Origin of the sequence: Lysobacter yananisis, assembly GCF_031199375.1 — a bacterium.
In the GTDB taxonomy this organism is placed as follows: Bacteria; Pseudomonadota; Gammaproteobacteria; order Xanthomonadales; family Xanthomonadaceae; genus Lysobacter; species Lysobacter yananisis.
This window is the reverse complement of the sequence record NZ_CP133568.1, coordinates 236,112-251,599: the sequence shown is the minus strand read 5'-3', so window position 1 is coordinate 251,599 and position 15,488 is coordinate 236,112. Positions and strand designations below refer to the sequence as shown.

Annotated in this window: 11 protein-coding genes; 4 read left to right on the top strand and 7 right to left on the bottom strand. The window is 68.8% G+C overall.

Going from position 1 to position 15,488, the window contains the following annotated elements; translation table 11 throughout:
- From RDV84_RS01160 to hslO, 4 genes are all read right to left on the bottom strand, one after another.
- The gene (locus RDV84_RS01160) at window positions 1-2,904 is read right to left on the bottom strand and encodes a TonB-dependent receptor domain-containing protein (protein WP_309152207.1); all 2,904 of its coding nucleotides are present in this window, start codon (window positions 2,902-2,904) and stop codon (window positions 1-3) included.
- Window positions 2,905-3,196: 292 nt separating this feature from the next.
- A complete protein-coding gene (locus tag RDV84_RS01155) occupies window positions 3,197-6,043 on the bottom strand; it encodes a TonB-dependent receptor (protein WP_057946529.1) in 2,847 nt (948 codons plus the stop codon).
- A gap of 445 nt (window positions 6,044-6,488) precedes the next feature.
- Entirely contained in the window at window positions 6,489-7,295 is an 807-nt protein-coding gene (locus RDV84_RS01150) for an XOO1806 family protein (protein ID WP_425606465.1), read from the bottom strand.
- 218 nt (window positions 7,296-7,513) lie between these two features.
- A complete protein-coding gene (gene hslO / locus RDV84_RS01145) occupies window positions 7,514-8,437 on the bottom strand; it encodes an Hsp33 family molecular chaperone HslO (RefSeq protein WP_309152205.1) in 924 nt (307 codons plus the stop codon).
- 209 nt (window positions 8,438-8,646) lie between these two features.
- Between hslO and mtgA the strand changes: the two genes are divergently transcribed.
- The 4 genes from mtgA (at window position 8,647) to RDV84_RS01125 (ending at window position 11,916) form a co-directional block, all read left to right on the top strand.
- The gene (gene mtgA, locus RDV84_RS01140) at window positions 8,647-9,405 is read left to right on the top strand and encodes a monofunctional biosynthetic peptidoglycan transglycosylase (protein ID WP_309152204.1); all 759 of its coding nucleotides are present in this window, start codon (window positions 8,647-8,649) and stop codon (window positions 9,403-9,405) included.
- A 208-nt stretch (window positions 9,406-9,613) separates the two neighbouring features.
- Window positions 9,614-10,657: a glycosyltransferase family 2 protein gene (locus tag RDV84_RS01135; RefSeq protein ID WP_078995988.1), complete on the top strand. Its 1,044-nt coding sequence runs from the start codon at window positions 9,614-9,616 to the stop codon at window positions 10,655-10,657.
- Window positions 10,617-11,045 (top strand): CBS domain-containing protein, encoded by a 429-nt coding sequence (locus tag RDV84_RS01130; RefSeq protein ID WP_057949983.1) that lies wholly within the window; start codon window positions 10,617-10,619, stop codon window positions 11,043-11,045. The genes RDV84_RS01135 and RDV84_RS01130 overlap by 41 nt, the downstream gene beginning before the upstream one ends.
- 325 nt (window positions 11,046-11,370) lie before the next feature.
- Window positions 11,371-11,916 (top strand): hypothetical protein, encoded by a 546-nt coding sequence (locus tag RDV84_RS01125; protein ID WP_309152203.1) that lies wholly within the window; start codon window positions 11,371-11,373, stop codon window positions 11,914-11,916.
- A gap of 115 nt (window positions 11,917-12,031) precedes the next feature.
- Here RDV84_RS01125 and RDV84_RS01120 read toward each other — a convergent pair whose 3' ends face one another.
- The 3 genes from RDV84_RS01120 to RDV84_RS01110 all read right to left on the bottom strand — a co-directional run bounded on the left by RDV84_RS01120 (window position 12,032) and on the right by RDV84_RS01110 (window position 15,271).
- Window positions 12,032-14,026: an AsmA family protein gene (locus tag RDV84_RS01120; protein ID WP_309152202.1), complete on the bottom strand. Its 1,995-nt coding sequence runs from the start codon at window positions 14,024-14,026 to the stop codon at window positions 12,032-12,034.
- 180 nt (window positions 14,027-14,206) lie between these two features.
- Window positions 14,207-14,884, bottom strand: a complete 678-nt coding sequence (trhA, locus tag RDV84_RS01115; protein ID WP_057946534.1) for a PAQR family membrane homeostasis protein TrhA — start codon at window positions 14,882-14,884, stop codon at window positions 14,207-14,209.
- Between the two features lie 138 nt (window positions 14,885-15,022).
- Complete coding sequence (locus RDV84_RS01110) at window positions 15,023-15,271, bottom strand: hypothetical protein (protein WP_309152201.1); 249 nt, start codon at window positions 15,269-15,271, stop codon at window positions 15,023-15,025.
- Window positions 15,272-15,488 lie beyond the last annotated feature (217 nt).

The following is a 15,488-nucleotide window of genomic DNA, read 5'->3' as shown; positions in this document are numbered from 1 at the left end:
TTAGAACCGCATCGTCAGGCCCAGGGTGTAGTAACGGCCCAGGGTGTCGTAGAACTGCGGGAAGGTGTTGCCGCTGTTGTAGGTGGTGCTGCCGATGTTGCCGCCCACGACCGGCGGGGTCTTGTCGGCCAGGTTGGTCACGGTGAAGTTGATGCGGGCGTTCCACGGCAGCTCGTACGCCATGGTCAGGTCGAAGTAGTCGTAGGCGTCGATCGAGGTGTAGGGCTTGTACCAGGTGATCGGGCCCGGCTCGACGTCGACCGAGCTCAGGTGGCGCCAGTTCAGGCCCAGCTCGAAGTCCTTGATCGACCACACCGCGCGGAAGTTCGACTTGTAGTCGTAGATGATGCCGGCGGCGACGTTGCACGAGACGCCGTAGACGCCGACGCAGTCGTGCTTGTACACCAGCGGATCGGCCTGGTAGTCGTACGAGTCGGTCTTGGTCAGGTCCAGGGCGAAGTCGATGCGGCCCCATTCGTTGGCCAGCGGGATGCCGTAGCGCACGCCCAGATCCCAGCCGTCGGTCTTGATCCGGCCCTTGTTGGAGCGGTCCAGGAACGGGCCGCGCGCGCCTTCGTTGAGCGAGCCGTCGGTGGGATGACGCGCACCGATCATCAGCTGGCACATCGGATGGTTCACGCTGAGGGTCGGGTTGAGCGCCTGGTCGTAGCAGCCGAACAGCGCGTCGCCGAGCAGCGGACGGGTGATCGCGTCCTTGATGTCGATCTTCCAGTAGTCCAGCGTGACCGAGAAGTCGTTGGTCGGCTGCCACACCAGGCCCAGGGTCTGGGTGTTGGCCTTTTCCGGGCCCAGGATCGGGTTGCCGCCGATGAAGGCGTAGGCCTGGCCGGAGTTCGGGCCGTCGACGCCGTTGGCGCTGTTGAGGATCGCCGCCGGCACGCCGGTGGCGACGCACAGCGCGCCGATGGCGCTAGACGGACCGCCGACCTTGGCCAGCTCCGAAGCCTGGCAGGGATCGACCGCGCTGTTGTCCAGGCTGCTGGTCAGCGGCTGGAACAGCTCGTTGACGTTCGGGGCGCGGGTCGCGCGCTGGAACATGCCGCGGAAACGCAGGGTCTCGATCGGCGCCCATTCCAGGCCGTACTTGTAGCTGCCGTAATCGACGTCGGTTTCGCCCGACTTGAACTGGCTGTGGCGGTAGCCGGCTTCGAAGTTCAGCGCGTAGGCGCCGCTCTTGCCGCTGACGAGCGGAACGATCGTCTCGACATAGGCCTCGCGCAGGGTCAGGTTGCCGCGCACGTCGGGGTTGGCGCCGCCGGCGCCCTGGACCTCGTTGGGATCGCGCGATGCGGCGTCGGCCTGGTTCATCGCCTCGACCTTGCGGCCTTCCAGGCCGAACGCCAGGCCGATCGGGTACTCGGCCCACGGGCTCTTGAACTCGTCGCCCAGGTCGCCGTTGACCGTGCCCGACCACACTTCCTGCTCGACCCGCTGGGTCGCGAAGGTGATCACTTCCAGGAACTTCTTGGCGCCGGTGCCGAACGAGCCTTCCGGACCCCACAGGTTGATCGGCACGCAGCCGCCGCTCGGATCGACGCAGTTGACGCCGTCGCGGGTCAGCAGCGCCTGCTGGCTGCGGGTGTAGGACAGGAAGCCGCCGTTGACGACGAGCTGGTCGGCTTCGCCGTGCGACCAGTAGGCGTCGTAGCGCCAGTTGTCGTTGATCTTGCCGCGCACCCCCAGGGTGGTCTGGAAGACCTTGTTCTGGAAGTCGGTGCTGCGGGTGCCCAGCTCGGTGGAGCGGCGCAGCACGGACGAGTTGAAGGTCGCGGCGCTGCCGACGACGCAGTCGGCGGCGGCGATGTTGAAGTTCGCGCACAACTGCTGGCGGGCCGGCTCGGGCAGCATCGGGTTGCCGATGCTGACGTCGAACCCGGCGCCGAACAGGCCGCCCGGGGCGATCTGCGAGGTCACGTCGGAACGGGTGTAGAGCACCTGCGCATAGGCTTCGGCGTGCTCGTTGAATTCGTAGCGGCCCAGCGCGGTGGCCTGCCAACGGTCCAGTTCGGTCTGGAAGTAGTTGAAGGGGTTGTAGTTGAAGCGCTGGTTGATGCCGCCGAACGCGCCGGTGGCCGGGTTGAACTGCCCCATCGGGCCGATGCGGGTCGGGATGCCGACGCTCGAACCGCCCTGGCTGCCGTCGGTGGAGTCCAGGGTGAACACGCTGTACTTGCGGCCGCCCTGCAGCAGCGGATCGTTGTCGGTCTTGCCGACGCTCAGCACCACGTTGCCCTTGCCGTCGTCCAGGTTCACGCCCATGGTGACCGTGGTGTTGCGGCGGTCGGCGTCCTGCTTGCTGGACTGGCCGTAGCTGGTGTTGAGCTCGACGCCTTCGAAGTTGCGCTTGAGCACGAAGTTGACGACGCCGGACACCGCGTCGGCGCCGTACACCGCCGAAGCGCCGCCGGTGACCAGATCGACGCTGTCGATCAGCGCCAGCGGAATCACGTTGGTGTCGACCACGCCGAACAGGTTGAACGGCACCACGCGGCGGCCGTCCATCAGCACCAGGGTGCGGTTGTCGCCGAGGCCGCGCAGGTTGATGGTGGCGCCGCCGTTGGCGCCGTTGTTGACGCCGGGACCGATCGCCGGAGTCGCGCCCGGCAGCACCTTGAGGAAGTCCTCGGCGGTGACCGGCTGGTTGCGGTTGATCTCTTCGCGATCGACGGTCATCACCGGGCTGTTGGTGGTGAGCCCGGGAATCGAAATATGCGAACCGGTGACCTGGATGCGATCCAGGGTCGTCGCCTCTTGAGCGGCGGCCGGCGCGGCGGGGGTTGCGCCGTCCTGGGCGTTGGCCAAGCCGATGCCGGCCAGGCTGGTAGCGCCCACGCACAACGCGAAGGTGATCGCGTCGCGCAACTTGTTGGTCTTCAGGGTCATCTCTCTCTCCAAGTGTCCTGAATGATTCGGGGGTCGGCAAAGGCGTTGGCCAGCGGGCGAAAAGGTTTGCGCCCAAATAGGCAAAGCCGGTCCGATAGTAGTCCTCCTGTTCCAGTAATTAAAGTGTCGTTAAGAACAATGACCCGCGCCGATTTGTGCTAATCGCCACGGTGGCGACGTCGAGCCGGGGGGCGCGCGGCGCAATGGGAGAGAAGGCGCGGCGAACGGCGGACGCACAAAAAACTACGGCCCCTTGCGGGGCCGTAGTCAAAGCGTCAGGAACCTAGAAGGCTCAGAAACGCTGGGTGTAGCGCATGTAGTAGAAGCGGCCCGGAACTTCGAACGCCGGGTCGAAGCTGTTGGCGAACGTGGTCGCCGAACCCGGCGGGTCGCGGTCGAACACGTTGTTGATGCCCACGGTCACCTTGGCGTTCCACGGCACCTGCACGTAAGCCGACAGGTCGGTGTAGGTCACGCTGGGGATGTGGTTTTCCGGATCCGCACCGTCAGCCGTGACGCGGTTCGGGTCCGAGCACAGCAGCGGGATGTTGGCCGGGTTGGCCAGGTTGGCGCCGGTGCAGTTCTCGGTCTGGCTGGAGTAGTAGCGCAGGTTGGCGCTGGCGCCGACCGAGCCCAGTTCCCAGTTGACCGACAGGTTCGAACGCAGACGGAAGTAGTTGTCGCGCGCCGAGCCGCCGCGGTATTCGCCGACGCGGTTCTTGCCGGTGGTGATGGGATCGGTGACCGTGTAATCGGTCATGTAGGTCGAGTCCCAGTTCACCGACACCTTGCCCCAGCTGAATTCCGGCAAGCGGTAACCGACGGTCAGGTCGTAACCTTCGACTTCGATCTCGCCCACGTTGTTCGGCACGGCCAGCATGTTGGCGATTTCGCCGGTGGCCGGATCGCGCTGGATCAGGCCGCACACGGCGGCGTTGCCCTGGGTGTAGCAGGTGTCGAGCATTTCCTGCGCGGTCTGGGTGAAGATGGCGTCTTCGATCTTGACGTTCCACCAGTCCAGGGCCACGTCGAGGCCCGGCGCCCAACCCGGGCTGTAGACGAAGCCCAGGGTCTTGGACTTCGACTTTTCCGGACCCAGCTGCGGGTTGCCGCCGACGGTGGTGCGGATCTGCGAGTTGGACTGCACGTACGGGGTGCCGGTGCAGCCCGCCGGACGGTTCGGGTTCGGGACGTTGCCCGGGGGCAGGAAGCCGGCGCAGGGATCGGCCACGTCTTCGAAGGTGTCGCTCACGCCCGAGAACAGCTCGCTGACCGACGGAGCGCGGAAGCCTTCCGACCAGTTGCCGCGGATCAGCAGGTCGTCGATCGGCTTCCAGCGGAAACCGAACTTGCTGTTGAGGGTGTCGCCGAAGTTGCTGTAGTCCGAGTAGCGGGTGGCCAGGCTGAAGTCGAGCAGCTTGGCGCCCGGCAGGTCGGCCAGCAGCGGGACCGCCAGTTCGAGGTAGGCCTCGTCCAGGTCGTAGCCGCCCTGGGTGGCGGTACGGGCGTTGCCGGTGGTGTCGCCGGAGTTGATCAGGCCGTCCGGATGGTCGAAGCCCGACTCGGAGCGGTGCTCCAGGCCGAACGAGAACGCCATCGCGCCTCCCTGCAGGTCGAACAGGTCGCCGCCAATGCTGGCGTAGTAGGTCTTCTGCTCGTAGCCGTACACGTCGTGCGCTTCGAAGCCGACGTAGTCGAGCATCTCGCGGGTGATGGTGCCGGCGCCGCCGAGCAGGTTCAGCGGGACGCAGCGGTCGATCGCGTTGCCGTTGGCGCCGCAGCGCAGCTGGCCGTTGGCATCGACGAAGCTCGGGCCGAGCGCGTTGCGCAGGGCCGAGATGTTCTGGAAGCCGCTGGTGGTGTCGGTCTGGTCGTTCTTGCCGTAGAACATGCCCGCTTCCCAGGAGAAGTTGCGGGTGCCGACGTCGAACGAGCCTTCGAATACGCCGTTGAAGGCGTAGGTCTTGACGTTCTGGTTGTAGATGCGGCCGCCGGTTTCGACGAAACGGCGCTGGATGTAGTCGATGTCGCGACCGGTGTTGTTGTACGCGTTGTCCTTGCTGATGACGATATCGGCGCCGTTGGTGCCCGGCGCGGCGCGTCCCAGGGTCACCGGCATCGGCGCCAGCACCTGCGTGGACTTGCGCTCGTTATAGGTCACGGTGGTGCGGAACGAAACCTTGTCGGTGATGTTCAGCGTGGCATCGCCGAAGACCGAGGTACGCTCCTGCGGGGTCAGCAAGTAGTTGCCCGGCGCGTGGTTGAAGGCGTCGGCGGCGGTGTACGGGCGGCCGCTCGGCTGGCCGTTCGGGATGAAGTAGCCCGGGGTGCCGTCGAGGCGGGTCGCGCCGTTGCCGCCCGGGATCGGGCCGAAATAGGCGAAGCGGCCATCCGGGGTGGTGGCGCTGTTGCCGGTGCCCGGCAAGGCGCCGTAGACCGGCACGGCCGAGATCTTGCGGTCGCCCGCCCAGACCGGCTCTTCCTTCACGTAACCGACGCCCAGCATCGCCGACCAACGGTCGGAGCTGGAGCCGATGGTGAAGTCGTAGGCCTGGCGGGTGCCGTCGCCCTTGTCGAACTGGCCCATGTAGGCGTTGGCTTCGGCGCCGTCGAAATTGCGGCGCAGAATGATGTTGACCACGCCGGCGATGGCGTCGGAGCCGTAGATCGTCGAGGCGCCGTCCTTCAGGACTTCGATGCGCTCGACCGCGGCGGTCGGGATGGTGTTCAGGTCGACCGCGCCGCCCAGGCCGGTGCCGCCGACCCAACGACGGCCGTTGACCAGCACCAGGGTGCGGTCGGCGCCGAGGTTGCGCAGGTCGACGCGGGTCTCGCCGTTGCCGCCGTTGTTGTAGGTGCTGTTGAGCGCAGAACCGTTGGTCGAGATGTTCTGCAGGATGTCGCCGACCGAGGTCAGGCCCTGCTGCTCGATCTGCACGCGGGACATCGAGAAGACCGGCTGCGAGGTCTCGATGTCGGCGCGCTTGATGCGCGAGCCGGTGACTTCGACGCGGTCCAGCGTCGTCGCTTCCTTCTCGGCGTCCTGGGCGTACGCGACGCCGGTGCCGATCAAAGCGGTGCTACCCACTGCGAGCGCGAAGGTAATCGCGTCGCGGAGCTGGGTGGTCTTGAAGGTCATTTCTCTCTCTCCGAGTCTTGTCTGATGTACCCAGGGGCCTCGCCGGTGATGTCAAAAAAGACGCCAAATCCAGCAAGTTGTCCGGATCGTACCCGCACACTGGAGAAAATTAAAGTGTTGTTAATTGCCCCCGCGCGTTCATTTGTGACAGATCCGGGGGGCGGCGATCTCCCGACCAATCCGTTCCCGGGCGTATGTTCGAGAGGCAGAAATCCAACCGCAGCTTGCAGTTACGGGCGTAACCATGTGCGCCAGACGGCGCCGAGTGCGATGGAATGCCGCGCGAAGGCCAAACGCACTTCATTGTAGAAATGCGATTTTTGTCACAAAAATTTGGTAGTCAGGCCCGGGAAGCGCGCGCGGCCATGCGCCGGAGACGGCGGCAAGCGTCGGGGCGGGAGGGAATGCGGCGGGGATGCGACACGCGCGCGGCCGCGCGCGACGGTCAGAGGTCTTGTTCGTAGCGGACGTAAGGCACGGTGCCTTCGTCCTTGTCGCCGTTGCCCGGCGCGAACGGGTTCTTGCCGCGGGTGACCACGTTCTCGGCGCCGACGGTGAGCTGGCCGCTCCACGGGGTGCGCCAGGTCAGGCCGACGCCCAGGCCTTCCCACTGGCCCGGCTGGCCGGGCGTGTCGACCACGCGGCCGATGATGTTGGCGCCGAAATTGCCGTAGGCGGCGCCGACGGTGATGCTCTTGCTGTTCCAGTGGTCGGCCAGGTTGGGCATCTCGCCGGCTGGAATCAGCTTGGCGCGGGCCCAGGTGCCGCCGATGGAGACCATTGCCTCGCGGCCGATGTTCTTCTGGCCGTAGACGGTAAGGGTGTTCTGGTCGACCCGGCTGGGCCGGTTGTTCGGGCTCATCCAGGCCGGCAGGGTCTCGCGGCCGTTGCCGAGGGCGACGCCGACCCGCCCGCCCGGACGGCTGAGGCTGGCCCCGGCCGAGAACTGGCGGTTGTTGCTGTGGTCGTCGTCGTCGAGCGCGGCCAGCAGGCAGTGGTTGGCGAGGTTGCCGATCGCCCCGGCCAGGCCGGATTTGCGGTCGCAGACCAGGCCCAGGCCGTCGTTGGCGTCGAGGCCGACGGTGGCGTCGAAGGTGTTGGCGCCGCTCTTCCAGCGCGCGCCGGCGCGATCGGCCGGCTCGAGCTGCAGCAGGTACTCCAGCTTGCCGTTGTTCTGGTTCCACACCGGCAGGTAAGTGGTGTCGCGCTTGGCCTGCGCATGCGCGCCCGCCGCCACGCCTAGGGCGAGGATCAGGGCAAGCGGCAAATGGCGCAGGAGCTTGGACATCGCTGAGAAGTGTGCGGCGCGGACCGTCGTTGACCGTCGTTAAGACCGAATGAAGCCGGTCGAGTTCCCCGGAATTACGAATCGACTATAGAGGGTTTATGTTTATTTAACAATCAGAAAACGGTCCCAGATCGGTGCGGCCGGGACCGTTCAGGCGACCGCCGGTCGGCTGGCCGGGCGGGTCATTGGACCCGCTGCGGCGCCTCCAGTTCGGCCGCGGCGGCGGCGAACAGGCCGGCCACCTGGTCGGGGTCGAAACGGTAGCTCTGGCCGCAGAACTCGCAGCGGATCTGCGCTTCGCCGCCGGCCGCCTCGACCGCGGCCTCGGCTTCCTCGCGGCCCAGCGAGACCAGCATCGCCTCGACCCGCTCGCGCGAGCACGAGCAGGCGAACGACAGCGACTTGCCGCCGAGCGACTGCACGCCGTCTTCGTGGAACAGCCGGTGCAGCAGCGCGTCGGCGGGCAGTTCCAGCAGTTCGGCCTGGCCCAGGGTGTCGAACAGGGCGCCGACCCGGGTCCAGCCGTCCTCGTCGCCGCCGTCGCCGGGCAGCTTCTGCAGCATCAGCCCGGCGGCGCGGTCGCCGTCGGCGGCCAGCAGCAGCCGCGTGGGCAGCTGTTCGGACTGGCGGAAATAGCCTTCGAAGGCGCCGGCCAGGGAGTCGGATTCCAGCGCCACCAAGCCCTGGTAGCGGATCGGGTCGCGGCCGCCGGCGCTGGGGTTCTCGATGGTGATCGCCAGCACCGCGTTGGCGCCGAGCTGGCGCAGGTCGCGCGAGACTTCGCCGCCTTCCTCGGCCAGTTGGACGATGCCGCGCAGGGTGCCGGCGGCGGTGCATTCGGCGAACAGGGTGCGCAGCGCGCCTTCGCCGCGCAGCTGGACCGACAGCCGGCCGTCGACCTTGGCGTGGCCGGTGAACAAGGCCGCCGCCGCGGCGGCTTCGCCGAGCAGTTCGGCGGCGGCCTGCGGGTACTGCGCGCGTTCGCGGATCTGCTGCCAGGCCTGGTCCAGGCGCACGTGCACGCCGCGCACGCCGGCGTCCTCGATCAGGAAGCGGGTAAGGCGGTCGTGGCCGTCGGGCCGGGCGGTGGAGGCGGAGTCGGTCATCGTCGTCGTACTCTGTGAAAGGCATGCGGCGCACGCCGCGAGCGCCGCGCCGGGGATGCGCCGGGCGCGGCTTGGCGGATAATGCGCACGTTCCTGTGAACGGGGGGATGCAAGGCAATGCGGTTGCGACCGGTGCGAGCGAGGCCGACACGGGCAGACCGTCCTGCGCCAAGAGTGGGGACGCGGATGCGCCGGTGCAAGGTTTGAACATGAAGGCCGCCGGCCCGGCCGCCGCCGCGCCGACGTCCGCGGCCGCGCCGCCGCCCCGGCGCGCGCGGCGCTGGCTGCGCTGGCTGATCGCGCTGCCGTTCCTGTTCGTGCTGGCCTCGGCGCTGCAGGTGGCGGTGCTGCGCTTCGTCGATCCGCCGTTCTCGGCGTTCATGCTGATCCGCCAGGGCCAGGCCTGGGGCGGCGGCGATTTCGGTTTCCGTCTGGCCTACGACTGGCGCGACCTGGACGAGATCTCGCCGAACCTGCCGGTGGCGGTGGTGGCCTCGGAGGACCAGCGCTTCGCCGAGCACTTCGGCTTCGACCTGCGCGCGATCGAGAAGGCGCGCAAGAACAACGAGCGCGGGCGCCGGGTCCGCGGCGGCAGCACGGTCAGCCAGCAGACCGCCAAGAACCTGTTCCTGTGGGCCGGACGCAGCTGGGTGCGCAAGGGCCTGGAGGCCTGGTACACGCTGCTGATCGAGACGATGTGGTCGAAGCGCCGGATCATCGAGGTCTACGTCAACGTCGCCGAATTCGGCGACGGCGTGTACGGCGCGCAGGCCGCGGCGCGCACCTACTACCGCAAGGACGCCGCCCGGCTCGCGCCGGCCGAGGCCGCGCGCATGGTCGCGGTGCTGCCCAATCCCAAGCGCTACAGCGTCGTCAAGCCGGGGCCCTACGTGCAGCGGCGCACCAATGCGATCCAGCGGCAGATGCGCAACATCGGCGGCAGCGGCTACCTCAAGCAGATCGAGTGAGCGCGGCGGCGCGAGTGCCGCGCCGGCGAATCGACCGGACGGGAAACCGCCGGGTTCCGCCGCCACCGGCCCCGTCTGCCGCCGCCTTGGGCGAGTGCGGAATCCCGCGGCCGACACGGACCGACGACGCGGGCCGAGGCGAGCCGACACCAGACGACACACGCCGGCGCCCGTGCCCGCGCCGGCCGCCGTCGTTACTATGCGCGGCATGAACCGCGAACGCGTCACCGTCGTCCTGGCCGCCTTCGACGAAGCGCAGAGCCTGCCCCTGCTGCAGCCGCGCATCGCCGCCGCGCTCGACGCGCTGGCCGCCGACGGCGTCGACGGCCAGGTGCTGTACGTCGACGACGGCAGCCGCGATGCCACCTGGGCGATCCTGCAGGGCTTCGCCGCCGCCGATCCGCGCGTGGGCCTGCTGCGGCTGTCGCGCAACTTCGGCAAGGAAGCGGCGCTGACCGCCGGGCTGGACCTGGTCGAGACCGGCGCGGCGCTGATCCTGGACGCCGACGGCCAGGACCCGCCGGAGTTGATCCCGCAGTTCGTGGCCAAGTGGCGCGAAGGCTACGACGACGTCTACGGCACCCGCCTGGAGCGCGAAGGCGAGGGCTGGTTCAAGCGCTCCAGCGCGCACGCTTTCTACCGGGTGATCGGGCGGCTCTCGCGCACCCCGATCCCGGCCGACACCGGCGACTTCCGCTTGCTCTCGCCGCGCGCGCTGGCGGCGCTGCGGCAGTTGCGCGAGCGCCATCGGTTCATGAAGGGCCTGTTCGGCTGGGTCGGCTACAACCGGATCGGCTTGCCGTATCACCGCGGCGCGCGCGCGGCCGGGCGCAGCAAGTTCAATTTCTGGCGGTTGTGGAACCTGGCCCTGGAGGGCATCACCAGCTTTTCCACCGCGCCGTTGCGGCTGGCGACCTACCTGGGCCTGGCCACGGCGGCACTGGCGTTCGCCTTCGCGCTCAAGGTGGTGCTCAAGGCGCTGTTGTTCGGCGATCCGGTGCAGGGCTGGCCGACGATGATGGCGGTGATCCTGTTCCTGGGCGGGGTGCAGCTGATCGCGCTGGGGCTGATCGGCGAATACCTGGGGCGGCTGTACGAGGAATCCAAGCAGCGGCCTTTATATCTTGTCGACACTTTCCGGCCGGCTGCGGGAGTATCCTCGGGCCAGACCCCGCTCTCTACGTTCCCCACGCTCGCGCAAGGAGACGGCCGTGCGCACAGTAAGGCAGCTGTTGGAGACGAAAGCCCCTGAGGTCATCGCGATCGGCCCGGACGCGCCGGTGATCGACGCGATCCGGCTGATGGCGGAAAAACGCATCGGCGCGGTGCTGGTGATGGACGGCGCGCGGCTGGCCGGGATCCTGTCCGAGCGCGATTACGCGCGCAAGATCGTGCTGCAGGGACGCTCGTCGGCGGACACGCCGGTGCGCGACATCATGACCGCGCAGGTCATCAGCGTCGGGCTCGGCGATACCGCCGAGCGCTGCATGCAGTTGGTCACCGACAAGCGCATCCGCCACCTGCCGGTGCTGGAAGACGGTCAGGTGGTCGGCGTGGTGTCGATCGGCGATCTGGTCAAGGCGGTGATCGAGGACCAGCGGGTCGAGCTGGATCAGTTGCAGCGCTATATCGCCAGCTGATCGGCGTTGCCGGCAATGCCGCGCGGCGCCAGGCGCGGAATCGCGCGCGGCCGGGCGAGTTGATGGCGGTTCGCGTGGCGTGCGCGTCGATGCCGCGGGCGTCGGTGTCGCGTCTGGCGCATTGGACGATTCGACATCGCAGGTTCGGCATCGCACGCGCCGATGAAGCCGGCGCGCTGGGCCGTCGTTCGGGCTGGGCGCACCGAATTTCCCGTGCCGGCCGCACGGCTGTTATCGTCGGGCCTCTTTCGTAGGGATACGCAGCTCGATGAATGGATTCCGTTCGCTCCGTCCGCATGGCGCCGTGGTTGCAGGCGCGCTGGCGTTGACGCTTTTGCTGGCCGCCTGCGACCGCGCCGCGCCGCCCGAGGAAACAGCGCCCGTCGCCGCCGCGCCGGCCGTCCCACCGGACCTGACCCAGGGTCCGGCCACGGCCACGATTTCGGCCGACGGCCGCACGCTCTCGGTCGGCGTTCCCGAGCGCAGCCTCGAGGAGACCGCAGCCAAATTCTTCAACCAGCGCGCGGACCGGTTCGACAGCGTCGCGATCCTCGCACAGGGCAAGCGCGACGACGTCTACCAGGTGTTGGTGCGCGCCGAGGCGGCGAGCGACCCCAAGCGCGACGGCGGGCGTTGCCGCGACGGCCGCGAGGTGAAGCTGCGGCACCTGGAATTCGATCTGAGTTCGATGTCGATGACCTCCAGCCAGGACCTCGAATCCTGCTTGCGCCGGCTGCGCGTGGTCGCGCAGCGGCGCTTGGCCGACGGCGGTTTCGAGTACGACCTGGAAGAGATCGACGCCGACGGCGATCCCAGTTCGATCTATCTGCGCTACGACGGCAAGGATTACGGCCGCCCCGCCGCGCACTGAGCGAACAGCGGCCGTTGCGCGCGCGCTCGCGGAGCGCTCGGTCGCGTCCGGCCTGTCGCATCGATCAGGGCGCGGTTCGCGGCCGCGCCCGCGCGTCGGGTTTCGCGCCCTGCGCTCAATTCACCACGTGCCCGGCGCAGCCGGTGTCCTTGCCCGGGCCCAGTTCCAGCGTCGCCAGCAGCGCCGCCGGCGGCGCGATCGCGCCGAGCGCCAGCGCGGCCGCGCCGCGCAGGCCCAGGCGCTTGTAGTCGGGCCGCGCATTGGGATTCTTGAACGAGCCGGTCACCAGCAGCGGCGTGCGCAGCGCCAGCAGGCTGCGGTCCTTGGGGCGCGGGCGGATCGTCAGGTCGAGCTTTTCCTGGTTCAGGTCGATGGTGCCGCTGCCGACCAGCACGGTGTCGCTGGTGTCGAAGGCCAGCGACTTGGCCGTCATCACCCCGTCCTTGACCGCGAAGTCGCCGAAGCCGCAGCGGATCGGGATCTTGTGGTCGCCGGTGAGCTTGAACTTGAGGATCTCGGCCACGTCGATGCCGGTGAACTCCATCAGCAGGTTGCTGATCTGGCCCTGGCCCATGCCGACGGCGACACTGCCGTCGCTGCCGCCGAGCATCTTGGCGATCGAGTTGCCGCTGCCGGCCAGGGCGATGCGGCCGCCGACCTTGCCGATCGCGTCCTGGCCCAGCTTGACCCCCGGCATCAGCTTGGCCAAGTCGAGGCGGCGGGCCTGGATGTCGCCGCGGGTGCGCAAGGTGGCCGCGCGCGCGTCCATGGTGATGGTGGAGCGGATGTCGCCGCCGGCGACGCCGAAGTTCAGCGGATCGAGCTTGAGCACGCCGTTTTCCAGCAGCAGGTGCGCCTGCATGTCGTCGAGCGGCCAGCCCGGCGCTTCGATGCGCGCGGCCTTGAGCTTCACGTCGGCGTCCATCGAACGCAGCTTTTCCAGGTGGTAGGGCGTATCGGGCAGCAGCCGCGCGCTGGCGTCCTGGCGCGCGTGCTGCGCTACCAGTTCGGGGTTGGTGCTTTCGCCGCGGCCCTGCTCGGGCGCGGCGCCGACGAAGCCGGCGAGGTCGTCGAAGTCCAGGCGCTTGGACACGAGGTCGGCGCGCAGATAGGGGCGTTGGCCGGCGGTGTCGACGCTGGCGTTGCCGGCGAGGTCGCTGTCGCCGACCTTGCCGGTGAAGCCGTCGTAGCGCCACAGCGCGCCGGCGCGGCGCAGGCGGCCGTCGAGCGCGTACGGCGGGGTCGGCGGGATCGCCACGCCGATCAGCGGATACAGGTCGGCGAGGTTCTTGCCGCTGAGCGCGAACTGCAGGTCGAAGTCGCGCAGGTGGAAGGGATCGACCAGTTCGCCGCGGGCGTGGGCGCGGGTGGCGCCGGCGGCGGCGCGCAGGTCAATGCGGTAGGGATTGACCGTGTCGCGCAGTTCCAGCGGCGATTCGGCGCGGCCTTGCAGGGTGAAGGGATTGCCCTTCCAGCGGCCCTTGCCGGCGACGTCCACCGGCGGCGCGGCGTCTTCGCGCTTGGGTTCGCGGCTGGCGATGTCCAGGCGGATGTCGGTCTTGCCGGCGGGATCGATGAACTCCAGGCGGCCGTCGTCGATCCAGATGCGGCGGAACTTCGGCAGCTCGCCGCCGCCGCTGCCGAATACCCAGTTGCCGCCGTGCTCGCGGTCGCTCTGCAGGTACACGCGCGGCTGGCTCAGGCGGATGTCGGGGATGCGGATCTCGCCCTTGAGCAGCGGCCAGAACTCGATCGCCAGTTCCAGCCGCTGGGCGCTGGCCATGCTCGGCGCTTTACCCCACGGCGCGTTGGCGAAGCTCAGCGCGTCGGCGCGGATCACCGGCACCCGGCCCAGGTCGACGTCGAGATTGCCGCCGATCTGCAGCTTGCGCCCGGTGCGCGCCTCGACCTGGCGTTCGATCGGGCCCTTGAACCAGTTCCAGTCCCACAGCGCGATCAGGATCGCGACGGCCGCGGCCAGCAGGCCGAGCGCGCTGAGCCAGGGATGGCGGCGGGGCCAGGCGCGCGCCGGCGCGGGCGTGCCGGAATGGGGCGTGCCGGCGTCGGCTGCAGCGGTGGATTCGGGCGGTCGGAGGTCGGGGGAGTTCATCGCGGGAAGGCGCGAGCCGGCGGCGATGCAGGTCGGAACTGGCGCCGCGGCCGGTGTCGGCCGGGTCTCGTCAGTCCGGGAGCCGGCCCATGCGTCGGGGCCTGTTCGCTACGTTGGCCCCACCATCGCCACGGGCCGGTAAAGCGAAGGTGAATGCGCGGTGGACGCGGCGTGTGGCGTTCAGGCCGTCAACGCTTGCGGCGACGGCACGACCTGCGACAGCACCGCGATGTAATGGCAGACGCTGCCGGCGACCACGAACAGGTGCCAGATCGCGTGCGAGTACTTCAGCGACGGGCGATGGTAGAACACCGTGCCCAGCGTGTAGCACAGGCCGCCGGCGAGCAGCCAGCCCAGGGCCCAGGCGTCGAGCGCGTCGAGCAGCGGCTTGATCGCCACCAGCACCAGCCAGCCCATGGCGATGTAGATCGCCGTGGACAACAGCTTGAAGCGGCCGGTGTAGTACAGCTTGAACACGATCCCGGCCGCGGCCAGGCCCCAGATCGCCGCGAACAGGCCCCAGCCCCACGGTCCGCGCAGGCCGATCAGGGTGAACGGGGTGTAGGTGCCGGCGATCAGCAAATAGATCGCGCAGTGGTCGAAGACCTTGAGCCGGCCCTTGGCCACCGGGTGCTGGATCGCGTGGTAGAGGGTCGAGGCGATGTACAGCAGCAACAGGCTGATGCCGAACACGATCGCGCTGCCCAGTTGCCAGCCGTCGCCGTAAAGCGCGGCCAGGGTGATCATCACCGCCCCGCCGGCCAGCGCGGCGGTGGCGCCGAGACCGTGGGTGAGGGCGTTGGCGAACTCCTCGCGGATCGAGTGGTCGCCGTGTGCGGGGGCGTGGGCGGCGGGCATGGTCCCCGCATCCTAGCGCGGTCCGCGGCAAATGCTAACGCCGGGGGCGAACCGACCGTTGGGGTTAAGTGCGCGGCGTCGCGAATCGGCGCTGCGGCTCGGTTCGGCCGTGCGCTGCGGCGAGGCCGGCATCCGGATTCATCCCGCCTCGCGCGTCGGTGCCGCGCCCATGAACACGCCGATCACCGCCAGCGCGAGCCCGGCCAGGTTGAGCAGCGCCGGCGTTCGCGCGCGATCCCAGTGCATGAACGCGAACAGCGCCAGCACCGGTGCGAACAGCAGCGAGCCGAGGCCCCATCCCAGGTGTTCCTGGAAGGCCAGCGCCAGCAGCCACAGCGCGCCGACAAGGCCGATCGCGCAGCCGAGGATCGTCAGCGCCGTGCTCATGTCGGGTTTCTCATGCCGGCTCTCTCATGCGTGCTCTCTCATGATTGTTCTCCGCGAGGCCGGCTGGGCGCCGGATCGGGCATGTTAGCCAGACGCGGGGCGCGACGCGCCGGCGTCAAGCCGGCGAGGCCGGGGCGATGGCGACGTGGGCGGCGGCAGCGGCGCGGGTCGCGACCGTGGGGCTGCGGTTTCGGATGGGGCAGCGTCGTGGTTTTGT

Bases quoted from the DNA above. Each gene is read 5' to 3' on its own strand.
- trhA (WP_057946534.1), bottom strand. From the start codon at position 14,884: ATGCCCGCCGCCCACGCCCCCGCACACGGCGACCACTCGATCCGCGAG.
- mtgA (WP_309152204.1), top strand. From the start codon at position 8,647: ATGAAGGCCGCCGGCCCGGCCGCCGCCGCGCCGACGTCCGCGGCCGCG.
- RDV84_RS01160 (WP_309152207.1), bottom strand. From the start codon at position 2,904: ATGACCCTGAAGACCAACAAGTTGCGCGACGCGATCACCTTCGCGTTG.
- RDV84_RS01135 (WP_078995988.1), top strand. From the start codon at position 9,614: ATGAACCGCGAACGCGTCACCGTCGTCCTGGCCGCCTTCGACGAAGCG.
- RDV84_RS01120 (WP_309152202.1), bottom strand. From the start codon at position 14,026: ATGAACTCCCCCGACCTCCGACCGCCCGAATCCACCGCTGCAGCCGAC.
- RDV84_RS01155 (WP_057946529.1), bottom strand. From the start codon at position 6,043: ATGACCTTCAAGACCACCCAGCTCCGCGACGCGATTACCTTCGCGCTC.
- hslO (WP_309152205.1), bottom strand. From the start codon at position 8,437: ATGACCGACTCCGCCTCCACCGCCCGGCCCGACGGCCACGACCGCCTT.
- RDV84_RS01110 (WP_309152201.1), bottom strand. From the start codon at position 15,271: ATGAGCACGGCGCTGACGATCCTCGGCTGCGCGATCGGCCTTGTCGGC.